Raw genomic sequence first — 16,571 nt, 5'->3', positions numbered from 1 at the left:
TCACCTTGCGGTGGTAGCGGCCAGCTCGGTCTTGACCTGGGTCAGGATGCGCGCCGCCTCGCTGCCCTGGATGCGGGCGATGTCGTCCTGGTATTTCAGCAGCGTGCCGAGAGTGTCATTGATGACGGAGGGTTCAAGCTCCAACTGGTTCAACTCGACCAGGGCCTGTGCCCAATCGAGGGTCTCCGCCACGCCCGGCGCCTTGTAGAGGTCCATGCCGCGCAGGTTTTGAACGAAGCCGACCACCTGGGCCGCCAGCCGGGCATCGGCCTGCGGAGCCTTCACCGCGACGATCTCCCGCTCGCGTGCGGCACTGGGATAATCGACCCAATAGTAGAAGCAGCGCCGCTTAAGCGCGTCATGGATCTCGCGCGTACGGTTGGAGGTCAGGATGACGACGGGCGGTTCCGGCGCATGGACGGTGCCGAACTCCGGGATCGAGACCTGGTAATCGGACAGGATCTCCAGCAGATAGGCTTCGAACGGTTCGTCGGTGCGGTCCAGCTCGTCGATCAGCAGCACCGGCGGCCCGGCGAGATCCGGCTCCAGCGCCTGGAGCAGCGGCCGCTTGACCAGGAAGCGTTCGGAGAACAGGTCGGAGGCCAGCGATTCGCGGTCCTGCCCGCCCGATGCCTCGGCCAGCCGGATTTCCATCATCTGGCGGGCATAGTTCCACTCATAGACGGCGGATGACGCGTCCAGCCCCTCATAGCATTGCAGCCGCAGCAGCTTGCGGCCGAGCGTCGTTGCCAGGACCTTGGCGATTTCCGTCTTGCCGACGCCGGCCTCGCCTTCCAGGAACAGCGGGCGCTTCAGTTTCAGCGCCAGGAAGAGTGCTGTCGCCAGCGAGCGGTCCGCGACGTAATTGCCGCGGGTGAGGAGCGCCAGCGCTTCATCGACGGAGGCGGGGAGAGGGGTGGTCATGAACGGCCTTGATGGATTGAATGAATGCACCGTGTCAGGCGGCGGCGCGGCGCTGGTCCTGTGCCCGCTGCCAAAGCCGGTCTGCCGGATAGTCGAGGTCCGGCTCCTCCGCCTCACCCCAGCCGATGGCCCAACCCCAGGTCACCACCTTCACTTTGGCAAACAGGGCCGGATCGGCAAGTGGACGCAGCATGGTAAAGCGTCGGATCGGATCGGACAGATCCACGACGTCCCGAGTGCCGTCGATCCATGTCACGGCAACCGACAGCGTACCGGAAAGGGCTTCGACTGCGGAGACGCGGGGCTGATCCATCGATTTACTCCTCGCCATTGATCTCGATCCACCGCAATGCCAGCAGCGGCCGGTTTTCTGCCGCCCAATCCAGCACCTTTCGCATCGTATCGGGCGGTGCCGATCCTTTCAGCAACGCCAGATCATTGATGCGGACCAACGCGTTGAAGTCCGGTCCGACGATATGGAAATGCGGTGGATTGTGATCGTCGGCATAAATGTAAACGCGGGCGTTCCCTATTCGGACGATGATCGGCATGGAGAAAGTCTGACCGCCTCTATTCCACGGCGTCAAGAGCCCTCGCCACGATACGGATACTCGTGGCGAGGGCGTAGCGGCCGTTTTATCCCGCGGCTTCGACCGCCCGCTTCGCCATCACGGTGACGAGATGGGCGCGGTAGTCGGCGCTGGCGTGGATGTCGGCGTTCAGGCCGTCGGCCTTCACCGACAGGCCGTTCAGCGCTTCCGCCCGGAAATCGGCGGCGAGCGCCGTCTCGAACGCGGTGGCGCGGAAGACGGAACCGGCGGCGCCGGTCACCGCCACCCGCACCTCGGCGCCGAACCGGGCGACGAACACGCCGACGATGGCGTAGCGGCTGGCCGGGTTGCGGAACTTGGCGTAAGCCGCCTTGTCGGGCCGGGAGAAGCGCACCGCCTTGACGATCTCGCCCGGTTCCAGCGCGGTCTCGAACATGCCGGTGAAGAAATCGTCGCCGGCGATGGTCCGGCGGTCGGTGGTTACTGTCGCCTTGAGCGCCACCACGGCCGACGGGTAGTCGGCCGACGGATCGGCGTTGGCGATGGAGCCGCCCATCGTGCCCATGTTGCGGACCTGCCGGTCGCCGATGCCCTCGGCGAGGCTCGCCAGCGCCGGGATCACCCGCTTGACGAGGTCGGAATGGGCGACTTCGGCATGGCGGGTGAAGGCGCCGATCTCCAGCCCGCCATCAGCCTCGCGGATGCCCTTGAGGTCCGGAATGGCGCCGAGGTCGATCAGGTCGGTCGGTCGGGCGAGGCGCTGTTTCAGCGTCGGCAGCAGGGTCTGGCCGCCGCCCAGCAGCTTGGCCTCGTCCGCCTGGATGGCGGTCGCCGCGTCGGCAAGCGATGTCGGCCGTTGGTACGTGAACGCGTACATTCTCTAGCCTCCTTCTTCTTCGGCCGTCTTATTCCGCCGCCATGGCGGGGGTTGCGTCGCGGATCACCCGCCAGACCTTCTCCGGCGTCGCCGGCATGTCCATGTGGGTGACGCCGTAGTCCGACAGTGCGTCCACCACCGCGTTCATGACTGCCGCGGCGGCGCCGATGGTCCCGGCCTCGCCGCAGCCCTTCACGCCCAGCGGGTTGTGGGTGCAGGGTTGGTCCTCATGGTACCGCACGGTGAAGGATGGGACATCGTCCGCCCGCGGCATGCAATAGTCCATGTAGGATCCGGTGACGAGCTGTCCCGACTCCTCGTCATAGACGCAGTTTTCGTACAGCGCCTGCCCGATACCCTGGACGAGGCCGCCATGCACCTGCCCCTCGACGATCAACGGGTTGATGACGTTGCCGAAATCGTCCACAGCGGCGAAGTTGACGATCGTGGTGACGCCGGTGTCGGGGTCGATCTCCAGCTCGCAGACGTGGCAGCCGTTGGGATAGGTGAAGTTCTTGGGATCGTAGAAGGCCTGCTCGTCCAGCCCCGGCTCCAGCTCGTCCAGCGGGAAATTGTGCGGGACATAGGCCTGCAGGGCGATGTCGCCGATGCCCAGGCTCTTGTCGGTGCCGGCGACGGTGAAGCGGCCGTCCTTCACCTCGATGTCGGTCTCGGCCGCCTCCAGCATATGGGCGGCGATCTTTCTCGCCTTGCGCTCCACCTTGTCCATCGCCTTCACCAGGGCCGAGCCGCCGACCGCGAGCGAGCGCGAGCCGTAGGTGCCCATGCCGAAGGGAATCTTGTTGGTGTCGCCATGGACGATCTCGACATTCTCGATCGGAATGCCGAAGCGCTCCGCCACGATCTGGGCGAAGGTGGTTTCATGGCCTTGGCCGTGGCTATGGGAACCGGTGAAGACCGTCACCGAACCCGTTGGATGGAAACGGACTTCCGCGCATTCATAAAGTCCTGCGCGAGCGCCGAGCGCCCCGGCGACATTGCTGGGCGCAATGCCGCAGGCCTCGATATAGGTGGCGAAGCCGATGCCGCGCAGCTTGCCGCGGGCCTTCGATTCGGCCCGGCGCCGCTGGAAGCCGGGGTAGTCGACCAGCGGCAGGGCGATGTCCAGGTTCTTGGCGAAGTCGCCGGTGTCGTATTGCAGGGCCACCGGCGTCTGATAGGGCATCGCCTCTTTCGGCACGAAGTTGCGGCGGCGGATCTCGGTCTTGTCCATGCCGACCACGCCGGCGGCGACGTCCACCAGCCGTTCGATCAGATAGCAGGCTTCCGGCCGGCCGGCGCCGCGATAGGCATCGACGGGGGAGGTGTTGGTGAAGACCGCCTTGACCTCGGCATAGATCGCCGGGGTCTTGTACTGGCCGGCCAGCAGGGTGGCGTAGAGGTAGGTCGGGATCGACGGCGCGAAGGTCGACAGATAGGCGCCGAGATTGGCCAGCGTCGAGACACGCAGCGCCAGGAAATTGCCGTCGGCGTCCATCGCCAGCTCGGCATGGCTGACATGGTCGCGGCCATGGGCATCGGTCAGGAAGCTTTCCGAGCGGTCGGCGGTCCATTTCACCGGCCGTCCGACCCTGCGCGCCGCCCAGGTGACGACGGCCTCCTCGCCGTAATGGAAGATCTTCGATCCGAAGCCGCCGCCGACGTCGGGCGCCATCACCCGCAGCTTGTGTTCCGGAATGCCCAGCACGAAAGCGCCCATCAGCAGGCGGGTGACGTGCGGGTTCTGGCTGGTGGTGGTCAGCGTGTATTCGCCGCTCGACTGGTCGTATTCACCCATCGCCGCCCGCGGTTCCATCGCGTTCGGGACCAGTCGCTGGTTGACCAGATCGATCCTGGCGACATGGGCGGCGTTGGCGAAGGCGGCATCCACCGCCGCCTTGTCGCCGAGATGCCAGTCGAAGCAGACGTTGTCCGGCGCGTCGTCATGGACCAGCGGGGCACCGCCGTCGATGGCGCGGGTGGAGGACCCCACCGCCGGCAGTTCCTCGTAATCGACCACCACCATCTCGGCGGCGTCGCGCGCCTGCTCGCGCGTTTCGGCGATGACCACCGCCACCGCGTCGCCGACGTAGCGCACACGGTCGCGCGCCAGCGGATAATGCGGCGGCTCCTTCATCGGCGAGCCGTCCTTGGAATGGATCTGCCAGCCGCAGGGCAGGCTGCCGACCTTGTCGGCCTCCATGTCGGCGCCGGTCAGCACGGCGACCACCCCCGGCATCGCCGCCGCGTCGGCGAAGTCGATGCCGAGGATGCGGGCATGGGCGTAGGGCGAGCGCACATGCACCGCATGGGTCATGTTCAGGCGCTTGAAATCGTCGGTGTAGTTGCCGCGGCCGGTCAGAAAACGCTGGTCTTCGCGCCGGCGCACCGAGGCGCCGATGCCATTGGGGTTCGCCATCTCGTGTTTCCTCCCACAGGAACGCTGAAGATGCGGAAAAGCCTGCTCTATTCCGGGCTTGTCGCCCTTATTCAGCCGCGACCGGCGTTGCCTGCGCTCCCGCCATCGCGTCCGCACCCGCCTTCACCGCCTTGACGATGTTGTGGTAGCCGGTGCAGCGGCAGATGTTGCCTTCCAGCCCCTCGCGGATCTCGGCCTCGGTCGGATTCGGGTTCTCGCGGACCAGATCGACCGCGCTCATCACCATGCCCGGCGTACAGAAGCCGCACTGCAGGCCATGATGCTCGCGGAAAGCGGCCTGCATCGGATGCAGCGTGCCGTCGGCTGCCGCCAGCCCTTCGATCGTCGTGACATCCGCACCGTCGGCCTGGACGGCCAGCGCGGTGCAGGACTTCACCGACCGGCCGTCGACATGGACGACGCAGGCGCCGCATTGGCTGGTGTCGCAGCCGACATGGGTGCCCGTCAGGCCCAGATGCTCGCGCAGGAAGGTGACGAGCAGCGTGCGCTCCTCCACCTCGCGCGAGACCGTCTTGCCGTTGACGGTCATCGAAACGGTACAGGACATCGGTTTTCCTCCCGCTGGCTGAAGTCTGGCTTGCAGTCGCTTGGCGTGCAGTTGGGACTTATCACTTTCGTGTGACGCACCGTATGCCGGGGCCATGGGGATGTCCGCTTCGGCCGGCGGCCTTGAGCCACAAGGATAGGGGGTGTCTGCCCGTCGAGGTCAAGGAGCCTGTGCATGCCTTGGCCGAAAGAATGGTATGGCAACCGTCGCTATATCGGATTGTACGTACTGGTGCGCAATTTTGTGCCGCGTTACAGTGGCTTGGGGCTGGCCGCAAGCTGCGGGCCAACGAATAAAGCAGCCCGGCAACGATCCGGGCGCAGCAACGACACTGGGGAGAGCCGCTATGAATCGCCCATCCATGAAGCGTCACGTCCTGGCGCTGTGCACGGCCGCCGGTCTCGGCATCGGCCTTGGCCTCGCGGCACTTCCGGCCAAGGCGGAGACCTTCATCACCGTTCTGACCGGCGGCACCAGCGGCGTCTATTACCCGCTGGGGGTGGCGCTGTCGAATGTGTACGGCAAGGCCCTGCCGGGAGCGAAGGTGACGGCGCAGGCGACCAAGGCGTCGGTGGAAAACCTCAACCTCCTGCAGGCCGGCCGCGGCGAGATCGGCTTCACCCTGGGCGATTCGCTGAGCGACGCCTGGAAGGGCAACGAGGAGGTCGGCTTCAAGCAGAAGCTGGACAAGCTCCGCACCATCGCCGCCATCTATCCCAACTATATCCAGGTGGTCGCCGCCAAGGAGTCGGGAATCAAGACGCTGGCCGACCTGAAGGGCAAGCGGGTGTCGGTCGGCGCGCCGAAATCGGGGACGGAACTGAACGCACGGGCCATCTTCGGCGCCGCCGGCCTGACCTACAAGGATTTCGCCAAGACCGAGTATCTGCCCTTCGGCGAATCGGTCGACCTGATCAAGAACCGCCAGCTGGACGCGACGCTGATCTCGGCCGGCCTCGGCGTGGCGGCGATCAAGGATCTGTCCTCGTCCCAGGAAATCACCGTGGTCAGCATCCCGGCCGATCTGGTGCAGAAGGTCGGCGATCCCGCCTACATCACCGAGACGATTCCGGCCGGCACCTATCCCGGCCAGACCGAAGCGGTGCCGACCGCCGCGGTCCGCAACCTGCTGGTCAGCCATTCCGGCGTGTCGGACGATGCCGCCTATGCGATGACCAAGACGCTGTTCGAGAATCTCGACGCCCTGGCCGCCGCCCATGTCGCCGCCAAGCAGATCAGGCTCGACCAGACCGCGACGCAATCGCCGGTGCCCCTGCATCCGGGCGCCATCAAATACTTCAAGGAAAAGGGGCTGATGTAAGAATCCGACGGGCGGAGAAGCCGTGGTGAACGCACAGAAAAATCAGGCGGACTCCGAGATCCGCCAGGCCATCGACCGGGAAAATCCGGCGACCGTGGCCGCATTCGAAGGGTTCGACGGGCGGGCGGTCTTCGCCATCGCCGTCGCCTTTTCCGCCTTCCAGATCTGGACCGCCGCCTTCAACCCGGTCTCCACCATGGTGGTGCGGGCGGTCCATGTCGGGTTCCTGCTGCTGATGACCTTCACCCTGTTCGGCTTCCGCCAGACGGCGGAGCGCAGGCGGGTTCCCTGGTACGACTGGCTGCTGGGCCTGACCGCCTTTGCCGTCGGCCTCTACCATTACGTGTTCGAGGTCGATCTGATCCAGCGGGCGGGCGATCCCAGCACCACCGATCTGGTCGTCGGCACCATCGCGGTGGCGCTGGTGTTCGAGGCGGCGCGGCGAATCATGGGGCTGGCGTTGCCGATCATGTGCGGCGTCTTCATTCCCTATGCCCTGTTCGGCCGCCATCTTCCCTTCGGGCTCGCCCACCGCGGCTATGACATCGATCAGGTGATCGACAACCTGTATCTGTCGACGGAGGGGCTTTACGGCACGCCGACCTTCGTGTCGGCCAGCTACATCTTCCTGTTCATCCTGTTCGGCGCCTTCCTGGAGCGCGCCGGCATGATCAAGCTGTTCAACGACGTGTCGCTCGGCCTCGTCGGCCATGCCAAGGGCGGACCGGCCAAGGTGGCGGTGATTTCCTCCGGCCTGATGGGCACCATCAACGGGTCGGGCGTCGCCAACGTGCTGACCACCGGCCAGTTCACCATCCCGCTGATGATGCGATTTGGCTACCGTCCCGCCTTCGCCGGCGCGGTGGAGGCCACCGCCAGCATGGGCGGGCAGCTGATGCCGCCGGTGATGGGGGCTGCCGCCTTCATCATGGCGGAGACCATCGGCGTGCCCTACAGCGAGGTGGCGATCGCCGCGGCGATCCCGGCGATCCTCTATTTCGGCAGTGCCTTCTGGATGGTCCATCTGGAAGCGGGCATGCGCAACCTCGTCGGCCTGCCCAAGGACCAGTGCCCCAGCGCGCTCGGGGCCGTGGTCGAGGGCTGGTACCTGATCCTGCCGCTGGCGGCGCTGATCTACCTGCTGTTCTCCGGCTTCACGCCGCTGTTCGCCGGCGTGATCGGCATCGCGGCGACCGCGGCGCTGATCCTTGGCACCACCATCGTCGGCACCGTCGGGTCGATGGCGCTGCGCGTCGCCTTCTGGGTGGCGGTGGGGCTGGTCGCCGCCGGCCTGTGGAAGCTGGGATTCCGGACCGAGCATCTGGCCTTCACCATGGTTATCCTGCTGATCATTCCCTGCCTGCTGTTCAAGGGCGGCCGGCAGACGCTGGTGCTGGTGGTGAACAGCATCGCCGACGGTGCCAAGAACGCGGTCGGCGTCGGCGTCGCCTGCGCGCTGGTCGGCGTGCTGATCGGCATGATGACGCTGACGGGATTGGCCTCCAGCTTCGCCTCCACCATCGTCGACTGGTCGGGCGGCAACCTGCTGGCGGCGCTGGTGCTGACCATGATCGCCTGCATCGTGCTGGGTACCGGCCTGCCGACGACGGCCAACTACATCATCACCGCGTCCATCGCGGCGCCGGCCCTGCTGACCATGGGCGTGCCGCTGATGGTCAGCCACATGTTCGTCTTCTATTTCGGCATCATGGCCGACCTGACCCCGCCGGTCGCCCTGGCGGCCCTGGCCGCCTCGTCGATCTGCAAGGCCGACCATATGGAGATCGGCTGGATCGCGACGCGGGTGGCGATGGCCGGCTATGTCGTGCCCTTCATGGCGGTCTACGACCCGGCCCTGGTGCTGCAGACCGGGAATTGGCTGGCGGTCGCCTATGTGTTCATCAAGGCCTGCGTCGCCATCGCCCTGTGGGGGGCCGCCACCATCGGCTTCTTCTGGACGCCGCTGCCGCTGCTCGCCCGGCTCTATGCCGCAGCGGCCGCCTTCCTGTTCGTGCTGGCGCTGCCGCTGACCGATGAGGCCGCCTTCGTCATGACCGGCCTGTTCCTGTTGTGGCAGCACCGCCGCCGCAGCGTTCCGTCCGCCGCCCCTGCGTGAAGTGGGCGTGGGATGGGCGGTCTCTGCCTGTTCGCCCTCGGCGGCGCGCTGCTGGCGTCGTTGCCGGGGGCGGACTTCACCCTGTCCTGGACCCATTCCATCGAGAAGACGGAATGGCGGGAGCTCTGGGCGGTCGAGGCCGGCAGGCTGCGCCCGGTCGAAGCGCGCATCCGCGGGACCGGAGCCGGGATGGAACCCGAACCGGATGCCCGGCTGACCGCCGACGGCTGGATGGTCTGGACGCCGCGCCTGCCGCCGCAGGACGAGGTCACGCTGGCGGCCTCCGGCTTCACCGGCGAGCACCGGCTGTGCGCCGGGGGCGACTGCCGGCCGCTGTCGGACTGGACCGGGGTGACGGACCGGGCGGTGGTGATGCGGGCCTGCCGGTAGGGCTCGCCGGCCTTCCCCCATGGTTCCCGCCTACGAAAGTTCGCGTGGCCGGCTCCCCTTCCGGCTTGGCTTGCGCTGTCCCAGTCCGCATACTCCCGTTCCTTTCGTCAGCCTACCATCCGGACCGATGATCAATTCCCTCACGCACCTCCGCCGACCGACCCTCCTTCCGACCCTCCTTGGCGCGGCGCTTGCCTTTGGCGGCCTGCTGCTGGGTTCGCACGGGGTTCAAGCGGCCGAGGTGGCTGCGGAGGTCGCCCATGGCGGCGTGCCGCATCTGGATGGCCGGCTGCTGGGCGCTGCGTGGGTGTTGCCTTTCGCGGGCATCCTGCTGTCGATCGCGCTGTTCCCGCTTCTGGCGCCGATGGTCTGGCACCATCATTTCGGCAAGATCTCGGCCGCCTGGGCGCTGGCCTTCCTGGTGCCCTTCGCCGCGACCTTCGGGGTCGGCCTCGCCACCTACGAGCTGCTGCATACGCTGCTGCTGGAGTATGTCCCCTTCATCGTTCTGCTGACCGCGCTGTTCACGGTCGCCGGCGGGGTGCGGCTGACCGGGTCGCTGGTGGGGACGCCGATGGCCAACACGGTCGGGCTGGCGCTGGGCACCTTTCTGGCCAGCCTGATGGGCACCACCGGTGCCTCGATGCTGCTGATCCGTCCGCTGCTGCGTGCGAACGAACATCGGCGCCACAAGGTCCATACGGTCGTCTTCTTCATCTTCCTGGTGTCGAACGTCGGCGGGTCGCTGACGCCGCTGGGCGATCCGCCCCTGTTCCTGGGCTTCCTGAAAGGGGTCGATTTCTTCTGGCCGACCGTCCACCTGTTCGCACCGATGGCCTTCCTGTCGGTCCTGCTGCTGGTGATCTATTTCGTGCTCGACCTCGTCCTGCACACCCGCGATCCCGGCAAGCACCCGCTGATCGAGGGGGTTCATGAACGCGAGCCGATCCGCATCGAGGGCAGCGTCAACCTGCTGCTGCTGATCGCCATCGTCGGGGCGGTGCTGCTCAGCGGCGTCTGGCATCCGGGAACCGGCGTCACGCTCTACCATGTGACGGTGCCGCTGGAGACCATCGTCTCGAACCTGCTGCTGCTGGGCATCACCGGCCTGTCGCTGGCCTTGACCAGCAAGCAGAGCCGCCGCCTGAACGGCTTCAGCTGGGGTCCGATCCTGGAGGTGGCGAAGCTGTTCGCCGCCATCTTCCTGACCATCATCCCGGCCATCGCCATCCTGCGGGCCGGCACCGACGGCGCGCTGGGCGCCATCATCTCGGCAGTGAACGAGGGCGGAAAGCCGAACCCGGCCGCCTATTTCTGGGCGGCCGGCATTCTGTCCAGCTTCCTCGACAACGCGCCGACCTACCTGATCTTCTTCAACACGGCCGGTGGCGATGCGCACACGCTGATGACCGACCTGTCGCTGACGCTGACCGCAATCTCCGCCGGGGCGGTGTTCATGGGCGCCAACAGCTATATCGGCAATGCTCCCAACTTCATGGTCAAGGCGATCGCGGAAGAACGTGGCGTCGCCATGCCCAGCTTCTTCGGCTATATGGCCTGGTCCTGCGGCATCCTGGTGCCGCTGCTGGGCCTGACCACGCTGGTCTTCTTCCTGTGACGGTCCCTATTCTGTAACAGCCGCCTTACGAAACCAATCGTCACCTCCACCGTTAACCCGCGATGGGGCCGCCTTTCCGTCCGCGATCGGACGGGTCTTGCGCGGCGTAACGGCTGGAGGGTGACGTGGCTTTCATTGGTCTCGGTTGGAACATCGGTGCGGGATTCATGGCAGGGCGGCCGATGGCCGCGCGCGGGCAGGTCCCATCGGTCTGAACGGCCGGAGCCTGCATCATGAGCACGCAGACCAACCCCGGCCACCTTCACTCCCTGACCCCGCTGCGCGGCATCGCGGCCTTGTGGGTGGTGTTGTACCATTACAGCGTCCAGTATTTCCCGAACCTGCACCCCGACAGCTACACGCATCTGGTGCAGAAGGGCTATCTGGCCGTCGACCTGTTCTTCATGCTGAGCGGATTCGTGCTGACCCATGTCTATCACGGCACCTTCAGCCGGTCGGTCGGCGACAAATACTGGAGTTTCCTCCGGGCGCGCATCGCCCGGCTCTACCCGCTGCATCTGGCGGTCCTGCTGCTGTTCGTGGCGACGGCGCTGGGCACCCGCGCGGTGGAGTATGCCGCCACCGGCAGCTTCCCGGCGATCCCGCTGAAGGGGGCGGAATCGGTCGGTGCGCTGGTCGCCAACCTGTTCATGCTCCAGGGCCTCTATGCCAGCATGTTGAGCTGGAATTATCCGGCATGGTCGATCAGCCTGGAATTCATGGCCTATCTGGTCTTCCCCTTCGCGCTGCCCTGGGTCTGGCGTGCAGGCGGGCGGACGCAGGTCCTGCTGGCGGGCGCTGCCCTGGCGACGCTCGGTGCGCTGGCCTGGGTGACGCAGGACAACCTGAATCAGTGGGACGGGCCGCAGGCCCTTCTGCGCTGCCTGCCGGAGTTCCTGCTGGGCACCCTGCTTTACAGCGCTTTCCGCAGCGGGCTTGCCGCATCGGTGATGTCCAGCGACCTGACGATCGCCGGGATCGTGCTGGCGATCGTCATGCTCTTGCATACCGGTGGCCCCGATCTGCTGGCGGTGCCGCTGTTCGCCCTGCTGATCCTGGCGGCGGTCGCCAACCGCGGGCGGGCGGCAGGGATGCTGAATGTCCGGCCGCTGGTCTGGCTCGGCGACGTGTCCTATTCGCTCTACCTGATCCATGGCTTCGTCGAATATGCGACCACCCGTCTTCTCGGGTTGGGATTCGGCATCTACGATCGCAAGGAGCTGCCGGGCAGCTGGTCGATGGCGCTGCTGGTGGCGATGGTGACGACCTGCCTGCTGCTGGCCGGCCCGGCCTATCGCCGGATCGAGATCGGCGGACGGCGCCTGTTGCGGGATGGCCCGGCCTTCGGCCGGCCGATGCTGGTCACGGCTGGCCGCCGGGCCGGCTGACGGTGTTCTGATAAAAAATACGCCCGGCGAACGGTGCCGCCGGGCGTAAAGGTACAGTACGAAAGAGGATCATCAGCAATGATGATGCAATCGGGAGATCGATTGTGGCGCCACCCTGTCATGGGGCGGGGGTCTGCCCCTTGACCGTGGTCAAGCTTGAGCGAAAGAGCAGGTCGTCAGTCTCCCAGTGCCGGTTTCGGCAGAGCGCCGCCCATCCCCTCATTTTCCACGTCCTCCGCCTGCGGCCGCGGCACGCGGAACCAGGCGGCGTAGAGCGCCGGCAGGAAGAAGATCGTCAGCACGGTGGCGCCCGCCAGGCCGCCCATGATGGCGACCGCCATCGGACCCCAGAAGACGCTCTGCGTCAGCGGGATCATGGCGAGGATCGCCGCCGCGGCGGTCAGCGCGATGGGGCGGGCACGGCGGACCGTCGCCTCGACGATGCTGTCCCAGCGCGACCGGCCGCTGCGGATGTCCTGTTCGATCTGGTCGACCAGGATGACCGAGTTGCGCATGATGATGCCGGCCAGCGCGATGACGCCCAGCATGGCGACGAAGCCGAAGGGCAGGTTGAACAGCAGAAGCGAGGCGGTGACGCCGATCAGTCCCAGGGGCGCCGTCAGCAGGACCAGGAACACGCGCGAGAAGCTCTGCAATTGCAGCATCAGCGTGGTGACCATGATCAGCAGCATCACCGGCATCATGGCGTTGATCGAGTCCTGGCCCTTGGCGCTCTCCTCGATGGCGCCGCCCATGGTGATGGCGTAGCCGTCGGGCAGGGTGGCGCGCAGGGAGTCGAGCTGGCCGTTCAACTGGGTGCTGACCACGGGGGCCTGCAGGCCGCCGGTGACGTCGCCCTTGATGGTCATCGTCGTTTCGCGCGCCCGGCGCCACAGCACCGGCTCTTCCAATTCGTACCGGACGGTGGCGACCTGGCTCAGCGGGACGGTGGTGCCGCGGCCGGTGCGGATGTTCAGCTCGCCCAGGCGGGAGAGATCCATCCGCTCTTCCGGCGTGGTGCGCAGCAGCACGCCGATCAGTTCCGTGCCTTCGCGGTACTGGGTGACCGGCATGCCGTTCAACAGCAGCTCCAGGGCGTTGGACAGATCCTGCTTCGACACGCCGAGCGCGCGGGCCTTGGCGGTGTCCACCTCCAGCCGGACGCGCTTGGACAGCTCGTCCCAGTCCAGATGGACGTTGGCGGTGTTGGGGTGGGCGCGCATGGTATCGCGCACCTGATAGGCGATCCTGCGGATGGTCGCCGGGTCCTCGCCGGTGACGCGGAACTGCACCGGATAGCCGACCGGCGGGCCGTTCTCCAGCCGGCCGATGCGGACGCGGGCGGCGGGGAAGTCGGCCTCCAGCCTCGGTTCCAGCCGCTGCATGAAATGCTCGCGCTCCTCCAGCCCCTTGGTCATCACCATGAACTGGGCGAAGTTGGCGGTCTCCAGCTGCTGGTCGAGCGGCAGGTAGAAGCGCGGCGACCCGCCGCCGGTGTAGGCGACCCAGTAATCGACGTCCGGGTCCTTGGCCAGCACCGCCTCCATCCGCTTCACCTCGGCCGAAGTCGCCTCGAAGGAGGAGCCTTCGGCGAGGCGGAGGTCGATCAGCAGTTCCGGCCGGCTGGCCGACGGGAAGAACTGCTGCTGGACATGGCCGAAGCCGACGAGCGCGGTGACGAAGGTCGCCACGGTCACGCCGATGGTGACCCAGCGCGCCCGCACGCAGGCCTCGATCATGCCGCGCAGGATGCGGTAGGCGCGGGTGTCGTAGATGTCCAGCTCGTGCCCGTCCGGCACCACATGCTTGGGCTTGGGCAGCAGCAGCCAGCCGAGATAGGGGGTGAAGATCACCGCCACCACCCAGGACAGCAGCAGCGACAGCGCCACCACCCAGAAGATCGAGTTGGTGTATTCGCCGGCCGCCGACGCCGCGAAACCGACCGGCACGAAGCCGGCGGCGGTGACGATGGTGCCGCTCAGCATCGGGAAGGCGGTGGAGGTGTAGGCGAAGGCGCCGGCCTTCAGCCGGTCCCAGCCCTGTTCCATCTTCACCACCATCATCTCCACCGCGATGATGGCGTCGTCGACCAGCAGGCCGAGCGCGATGATGAGCGCGCCCAGCGAGATGCGCTGCAGGTCGATGTGGAGAATCTGCATCGCCACCAGCGTCATCGCCAGCACCAGCGGCACCGCCAGCGCCACGACGATGCCGGTGCGCCAGCCCAGGCTGACGAGGCTGACCAGGATGACGATGCCCAGCGCCTCGGCCAACGATTCCATGAACTCGCCGACCGAATGTTCGACGACCTTCGGCTGGTCGGCGACCTGCGCCACCTCCAGCCCGACCGGCAGCTCCGCGCGGACCTTCTCCATCGCGGCGTCGAGCTGCTCGCCGAGATTCAGGACGTTGCCGCCCTTCGCCATCACGATGCCGATCCCGACCGCATCGCGGCCGTTGTAGCGCAAGGTGTAGCGGCGCGGCTCGACATAGCCCCGCTTGACCTCGGCCACGTCGCCGATGGTCAGCAGCCGGCCGCCGCTTTCCACCGGGATCGCCCGCACCGCGGCGGCGGTGTCGAGGCCGAGATCGAGGCGGACATAGACCCGCTGCGATCCGGTATCGACGTCGCCCGATGCGGCGATGGCGTTCTCGCGCTGGAGCGCCTGGATCACCGACTCCACCGGCAGGCCGAAGCTGGCGAGCCGCTGGCTGGAGATCTCGACATAGACGCGCTCCTCCTGCGGGGCGATCAGGTCGATCTTCTCGACGCCCGGCAGCTTCAGCAGGCGGGCGCGCGCCTGTTCCGCCACCTTCTTCAGCTGGGCCGGGGTGAAATCCTCGCCCATGAAAGCATAGATTCCGGAATAGACGTCGCCGAATTCGTCATTGAAGAAGGGGCCGATCACGCCGTCCGGCAGCGTCTGGCGGATGTCGCCGACCTTCTTGCGCACTTGATACCACAAATCCGCCACCAGCTTCGGCGGGGTGGAATCCTTGAGCTGGACGAAGATCACCGATTCACCCGGCTTGGAATAGCTGCGGGCGACGTCGTAGTAGGGCACCTCCTCCAGCTTCTTCTCGATGCGGTCGGTGACGAACTGTTCGACCTCGCGCGCCGTGGCGCCCGGCCATTGGGTGCTCACCACCATCACCTTGAAGGTGAAGGACGGATCCTCCGCCCGGCCCAGGGTCTTGTAGGCGAGCGCGCCGGCCAGCACGCTGGCGAGCATCATGAACAGCACCAGCGTGCGGTGGGCCAGCGCCCAGGCCGACAGGTTCATGCGGGAGTGGTTCATCGCGCCGGCTCCGTCCAGACGCGCACCTTCTGGCCGGCGTCGAGCTTGTGGACGCCGGCGGTGACGACGCGCTCGCCGTCCTTCAGCCCGCCGCCGATCAAGGCGAGGTCGCCGGCATAGGCGGCGACGGCGACGGGACGCAGTTCCAGCCGGTCGTCCGGCGCCGACAGCACCCAGACCGCCGGCTTCTGCTCGCGCTGGGTCAGCGCGCTCAGGGGCAGCCGAGCGATGGGCGTGCCATGGTCAGCCACGGCGATGACGGTGGCGGTCATGCCGAGCTGGACGGCGGGCGGCGGATCGGCCAGCGCGATCTTCGCCTGGAAGGTCCGGGTGTCGGCATCGGCACTGGGCGAGACCTCGCGCAGGCTGCCGGCGATGCTCCGGCCCGGTTGCGACCACAGCTCCACCACCAGCTTGTGACGGGGCAGGGCGGCGACGCTCTGTTCGGGGATGTTGGCGACCGCCTCCACGGCACCCAGCCGGGCGACCCGCAGGGCGGTCTGGCCGGCTGCGACCACCTGTCCCGGTTCGACCAGCGTGGCGGTGACGATGCCGGCCTCGTCCGCAAGCAGGGTGGCATATTGGGCGGAATTGTTCAGCACGCGGAGTTGCGCCTCTACCTCGCGCACCTTGGAGTCCGCCTTGTCCAGCGTCGTCTTGCGGCGATCGTATTCCTGCCGCGTCGTCCATTCGCCCTGGCGCAGGCTGGCATAGCGCTGGAAGTCGCTGCGCGCGTTCGACGCATCGGCCCGGGCGGAGGCCAGCTGTGCCTGGGCGGCGCGGATCTGCAGCTGCAGGTCGGCGGGGTCGAGGCGGGCCAGCGGCATGCCGGGTTCGACGCGGGTGCCGACCTCCACCAGCCGGGCGGTCACCTTGCCGCCGACGCGGAAGCCGACATCCGCCTCCACCCGCGGGCGGATCACCGCCGGGTAACGCACGCTGTCGACCAGCGGCTCCATCGCGACGGTGGCGACGCGGACCGGCCGGATTTCGCCTTCCGCCGGGGTGGAGGCGGAGTGCGTTTCGTTGCAACCGGCCAGCAGGCCCGCTACCGTCAGCATGGCGGCGCTCACACCGACGGTGGACGCAAACCGTCGTTC

The 16,571-nt window shown here is 67.0% G+C and carries 13 protein-coding genes; 5 read left to right on the top strand and 8 right to left on the bottom strand.

Translation table 11 applies throughout. The features are described from left to right. From JHL17_RS08145 to JHL17_RS08120, 6 genes are all read right to left on the bottom strand, one after another. Complete coding sequence (locus JHL17_RS08145; RefSeq protein WP_200191874.1) at positions 1-924, bottom strand: AAA family ATPase; 924 nt, start codon at positions 922-924, stop codon at positions 1-3. 34 nt (positions 925-958) lie between these two features. Next, positions 959-1,237 carry a DUF2442 domain-containing protein gene (locus tag JHL17_RS08140; protein ID WP_200191872.1) on the bottom strand — a complete coding sequence of 93 codons (279 nt, stop codon included), beginning with the start codon at positions 1,235-1,237 and terminating at the stop codon, positions 959-961. Positions 1,238-1,241: 4 nt separating this feature from the next. Then, positions 1,242-1,475, bottom strand: coding sequence for a DUF4160 domain-containing protein (locus JHL17_RS08135; RefSeq protein ID WP_247893386.1), 234 nt, complete (start codon positions 1,473-1,475; stop codon positions 1,242-1,244). An 85-nt stretch (positions 1,476-1,560) separates the two neighbouring features. Further along, complete coding sequence (locus tag JHL17_RS08130) at positions 1,561-2,352, bottom strand: FAD binding domain-containing protein (protein ID WP_200191869.1); 792 nt, start codon at positions 2,350-2,352, stop codon at positions 1,561-1,563. A 28-nt stretch (positions 2,353-2,380) separates the two neighbouring features. Next, a complete protein-coding gene (locus JHL17_RS08125) occupies positions 2,381-4,771 on the bottom strand; it encodes a xanthine dehydrogenase family protein molybdopterin-binding subunit (protein ID WP_200191867.1) in 2,391 nt (796 codons plus the stop codon). Positions 4,772-4,838: 67 nt separating this feature from the next. Next, positions 4,839-5,339, bottom strand: coding sequence for a (2Fe-2S)-binding protein (locus tag JHL17_RS08120; protein WP_200191865.1), 501 nt, complete (start codon positions 5,337-5,339; stop codon positions 4,839-4,841). 361 nt (positions 5,340-5,700) lie between these two features. Between JHL17_RS08120 and JHL17_RS08115 the strand changes: the two genes are divergently transcribed. The 5 genes from JHL17_RS08115 (at position 5,701) to JHL17_RS08095 (ending at position 12,172) form a co-directional block, all read left to right on the top strand. Further along, positions 5,701-6,660, top strand: a complete 960-nt coding sequence (locus JHL17_RS08115) for a TAXI family TRAP transporter solute-binding subunit (RefSeq protein ID WP_200191864.1) — start codon at positions 5,701-5,703, stop codon at positions 6,658-6,660. Positions 6,661-6,685: 25 nt separating this feature from the next. Next, positions 6,686-8,776, top strand: coding sequence for a TRAP transporter fused permease subunit (locus JHL17_RS08110; protein ID WP_200191862.1), 2,091 nt, complete (start codon positions 6,686-6,688; stop codon positions 8,774-8,776). Positions 8,777-8,788: 12 nt separating this feature from the next. Then, the gene (locus JHL17_RS08105) at positions 8,789-9,166 is read left to right on the top strand and encodes a DUF1850 domain-containing protein (protein WP_200191860.1); all 378 of its coding nucleotides are present in this window, start codon (positions 8,789-8,791) and stop codon (positions 9,164-9,166) included. Between the two features lie 127 nt (positions 9,167-9,293). Continuing rightward, the gene (locus tag JHL17_RS08100) at positions 9,294-10,784 is read left to right on the top strand and encodes a sodium:proton antiporter (RefSeq protein WP_200191858.1); all 1,491 of its coding nucleotides are present in this window, start codon (positions 9,294-9,296) and stop codon (positions 10,782-10,784) included. Positions 10,785-11,017: 233 nt separating this feature from the next. Further along, complete coding sequence (locus tag JHL17_RS08095) at positions 11,018-12,172, top strand: acyltransferase family protein (protein ID WP_200191856.1); 1,155 nt, start codon at positions 11,018-11,020, stop codon at positions 12,170-12,172. Positions 12,173-12,348: 176 nt separating this feature from the next. Here the strand turns inward: JHL17_RS08095 and JHL17_RS08090 are convergent, their stop codons facing one another. Together JHL17_RS08090 and JHL17_RS08085 are read right to left on the bottom strand one after the other, a co-directional pair. Then, positions 12,349-15,471: an efflux RND transporter permease subunit gene (locus tag JHL17_RS08090; RefSeq protein ID WP_200191854.1), complete on the bottom strand. Its 3,123-nt coding sequence runs from the start codon at positions 15,469-15,471 to the stop codon at positions 12,349-12,351. Further along, positions 15,468-16,532 (bottom strand): efflux RND transporter periplasmic adaptor subunit, encoded by a 1,065-nt coding sequence (locus JHL17_RS08085; protein ID WP_247893385.1) that lies wholly within the window; start codon positions 16,530-16,532, stop codon positions 15,468-15,470. Before JHL17_RS08085 ends, JHL17_RS08090 begins: the two co-directional genes overlap by 4 nt. Between the last annotated feature and the right edge of the window lie 39 nt (positions 16,533-16,571).

Origin of the sequence: Azospirillum endophyticum, assembly GCF_016595245.1 — a bacterium.
In the GTDB taxonomy this organism is placed as follows: Bacteria; Pseudomonadota; Alphaproteobacteria; order Azospirillales; family Azospirillaceae; genus Azospirillum; species Azospirillum endophyticum.
The sequence above is the reverse complement of the archived record's forward strand: the minus strand, read 5'-3'. Positions and strand labels throughout refer to the sequence as shown.

Excerpts from the sequence above, each read along its gene's own strand:
- JHL17_RS08145 (WP_200191874.1), bottom strand. The coding sequence starts at position 924 with ATGACCACCCCTCTCCCCGCCTCCGTCGATGAAGCGCTGGCGCTCCTC.
- JHL17_RS08140 (WP_200191872.1), bottom strand. The coding sequence starts at position 1,237 with ATGGATCAGCCCCGCGTCTCCGCAGTCGAAGCCCTTTCCGGTACGCTG.
- JHL17_RS08135 (WP_247893386.1), bottom strand. The coding sequence starts at position 1,475 with ATGCCGATCATCGTCCGAATAGGGAACGCCCGCGTTTACATTTATGCC.
- JHL17_RS08130 (WP_200191869.1), bottom strand. The coding sequence starts at position 2,352 with ATGTACGCGTTCACGTACCAACGGCCGACATCGCTTGCCGACGCGGCG.
- JHL17_RS08125 (WP_200191867.1), bottom strand. The coding sequence starts at position 4,771 with ATGGCGAACCCCAATGGCATCGGCGCCTCGGTGCGCCGGCGCGAAGAC.
- JHL17_RS08120 (WP_200191865.1), bottom strand. The coding sequence starts at position 5,339 with ATGTCCTGTACCGTTTCGATGACCGTCAACGGCAAGACGGTCTCGCGC.
- JHL17_RS08115 (WP_200191864.1), top strand. The coding sequence starts at position 5,701 with ATGAAGCGTCACGTCCTGGCGCTGTGCACGGCCGCCGGTCTCGGCATC.
- JHL17_RS08105 (WP_200191860.1), top strand. The coding sequence starts at position 8,789 with ATGGGCGGTCTCTGCCTGTTCGCCCTCGGCGGCGCGCTGCTGGCGTCG.
- JHL17_RS08100 (WP_200191858.1), top strand. The coding sequence starts at position 9,294 with ATGATCAATTCCCTCACGCACCTCCGCCGACCGACCCTCCTTCCGACC.
- JHL17_RS08095 (WP_200191856.1), top strand. The coding sequence starts at position 11,018 with ATGAGCACGCAGACCAACCCCGGCCACCTTCACTCCCTGACCCCGCTG.
- JHL17_RS08090 (WP_200191854.1), bottom strand. The coding sequence starts at position 15,471 with ATGAACCACTCCCGCATGAACCTGTCGGCCTGGGCGCTGGCCCACCGC.
- JHL17_RS08085 (WP_247893385.1), bottom strand. The coding sequence starts at position 16,532 with ATGCTGACGGTAGCGGGCCTGCTGGCCGGTTGCAACGAAACGCACTCC.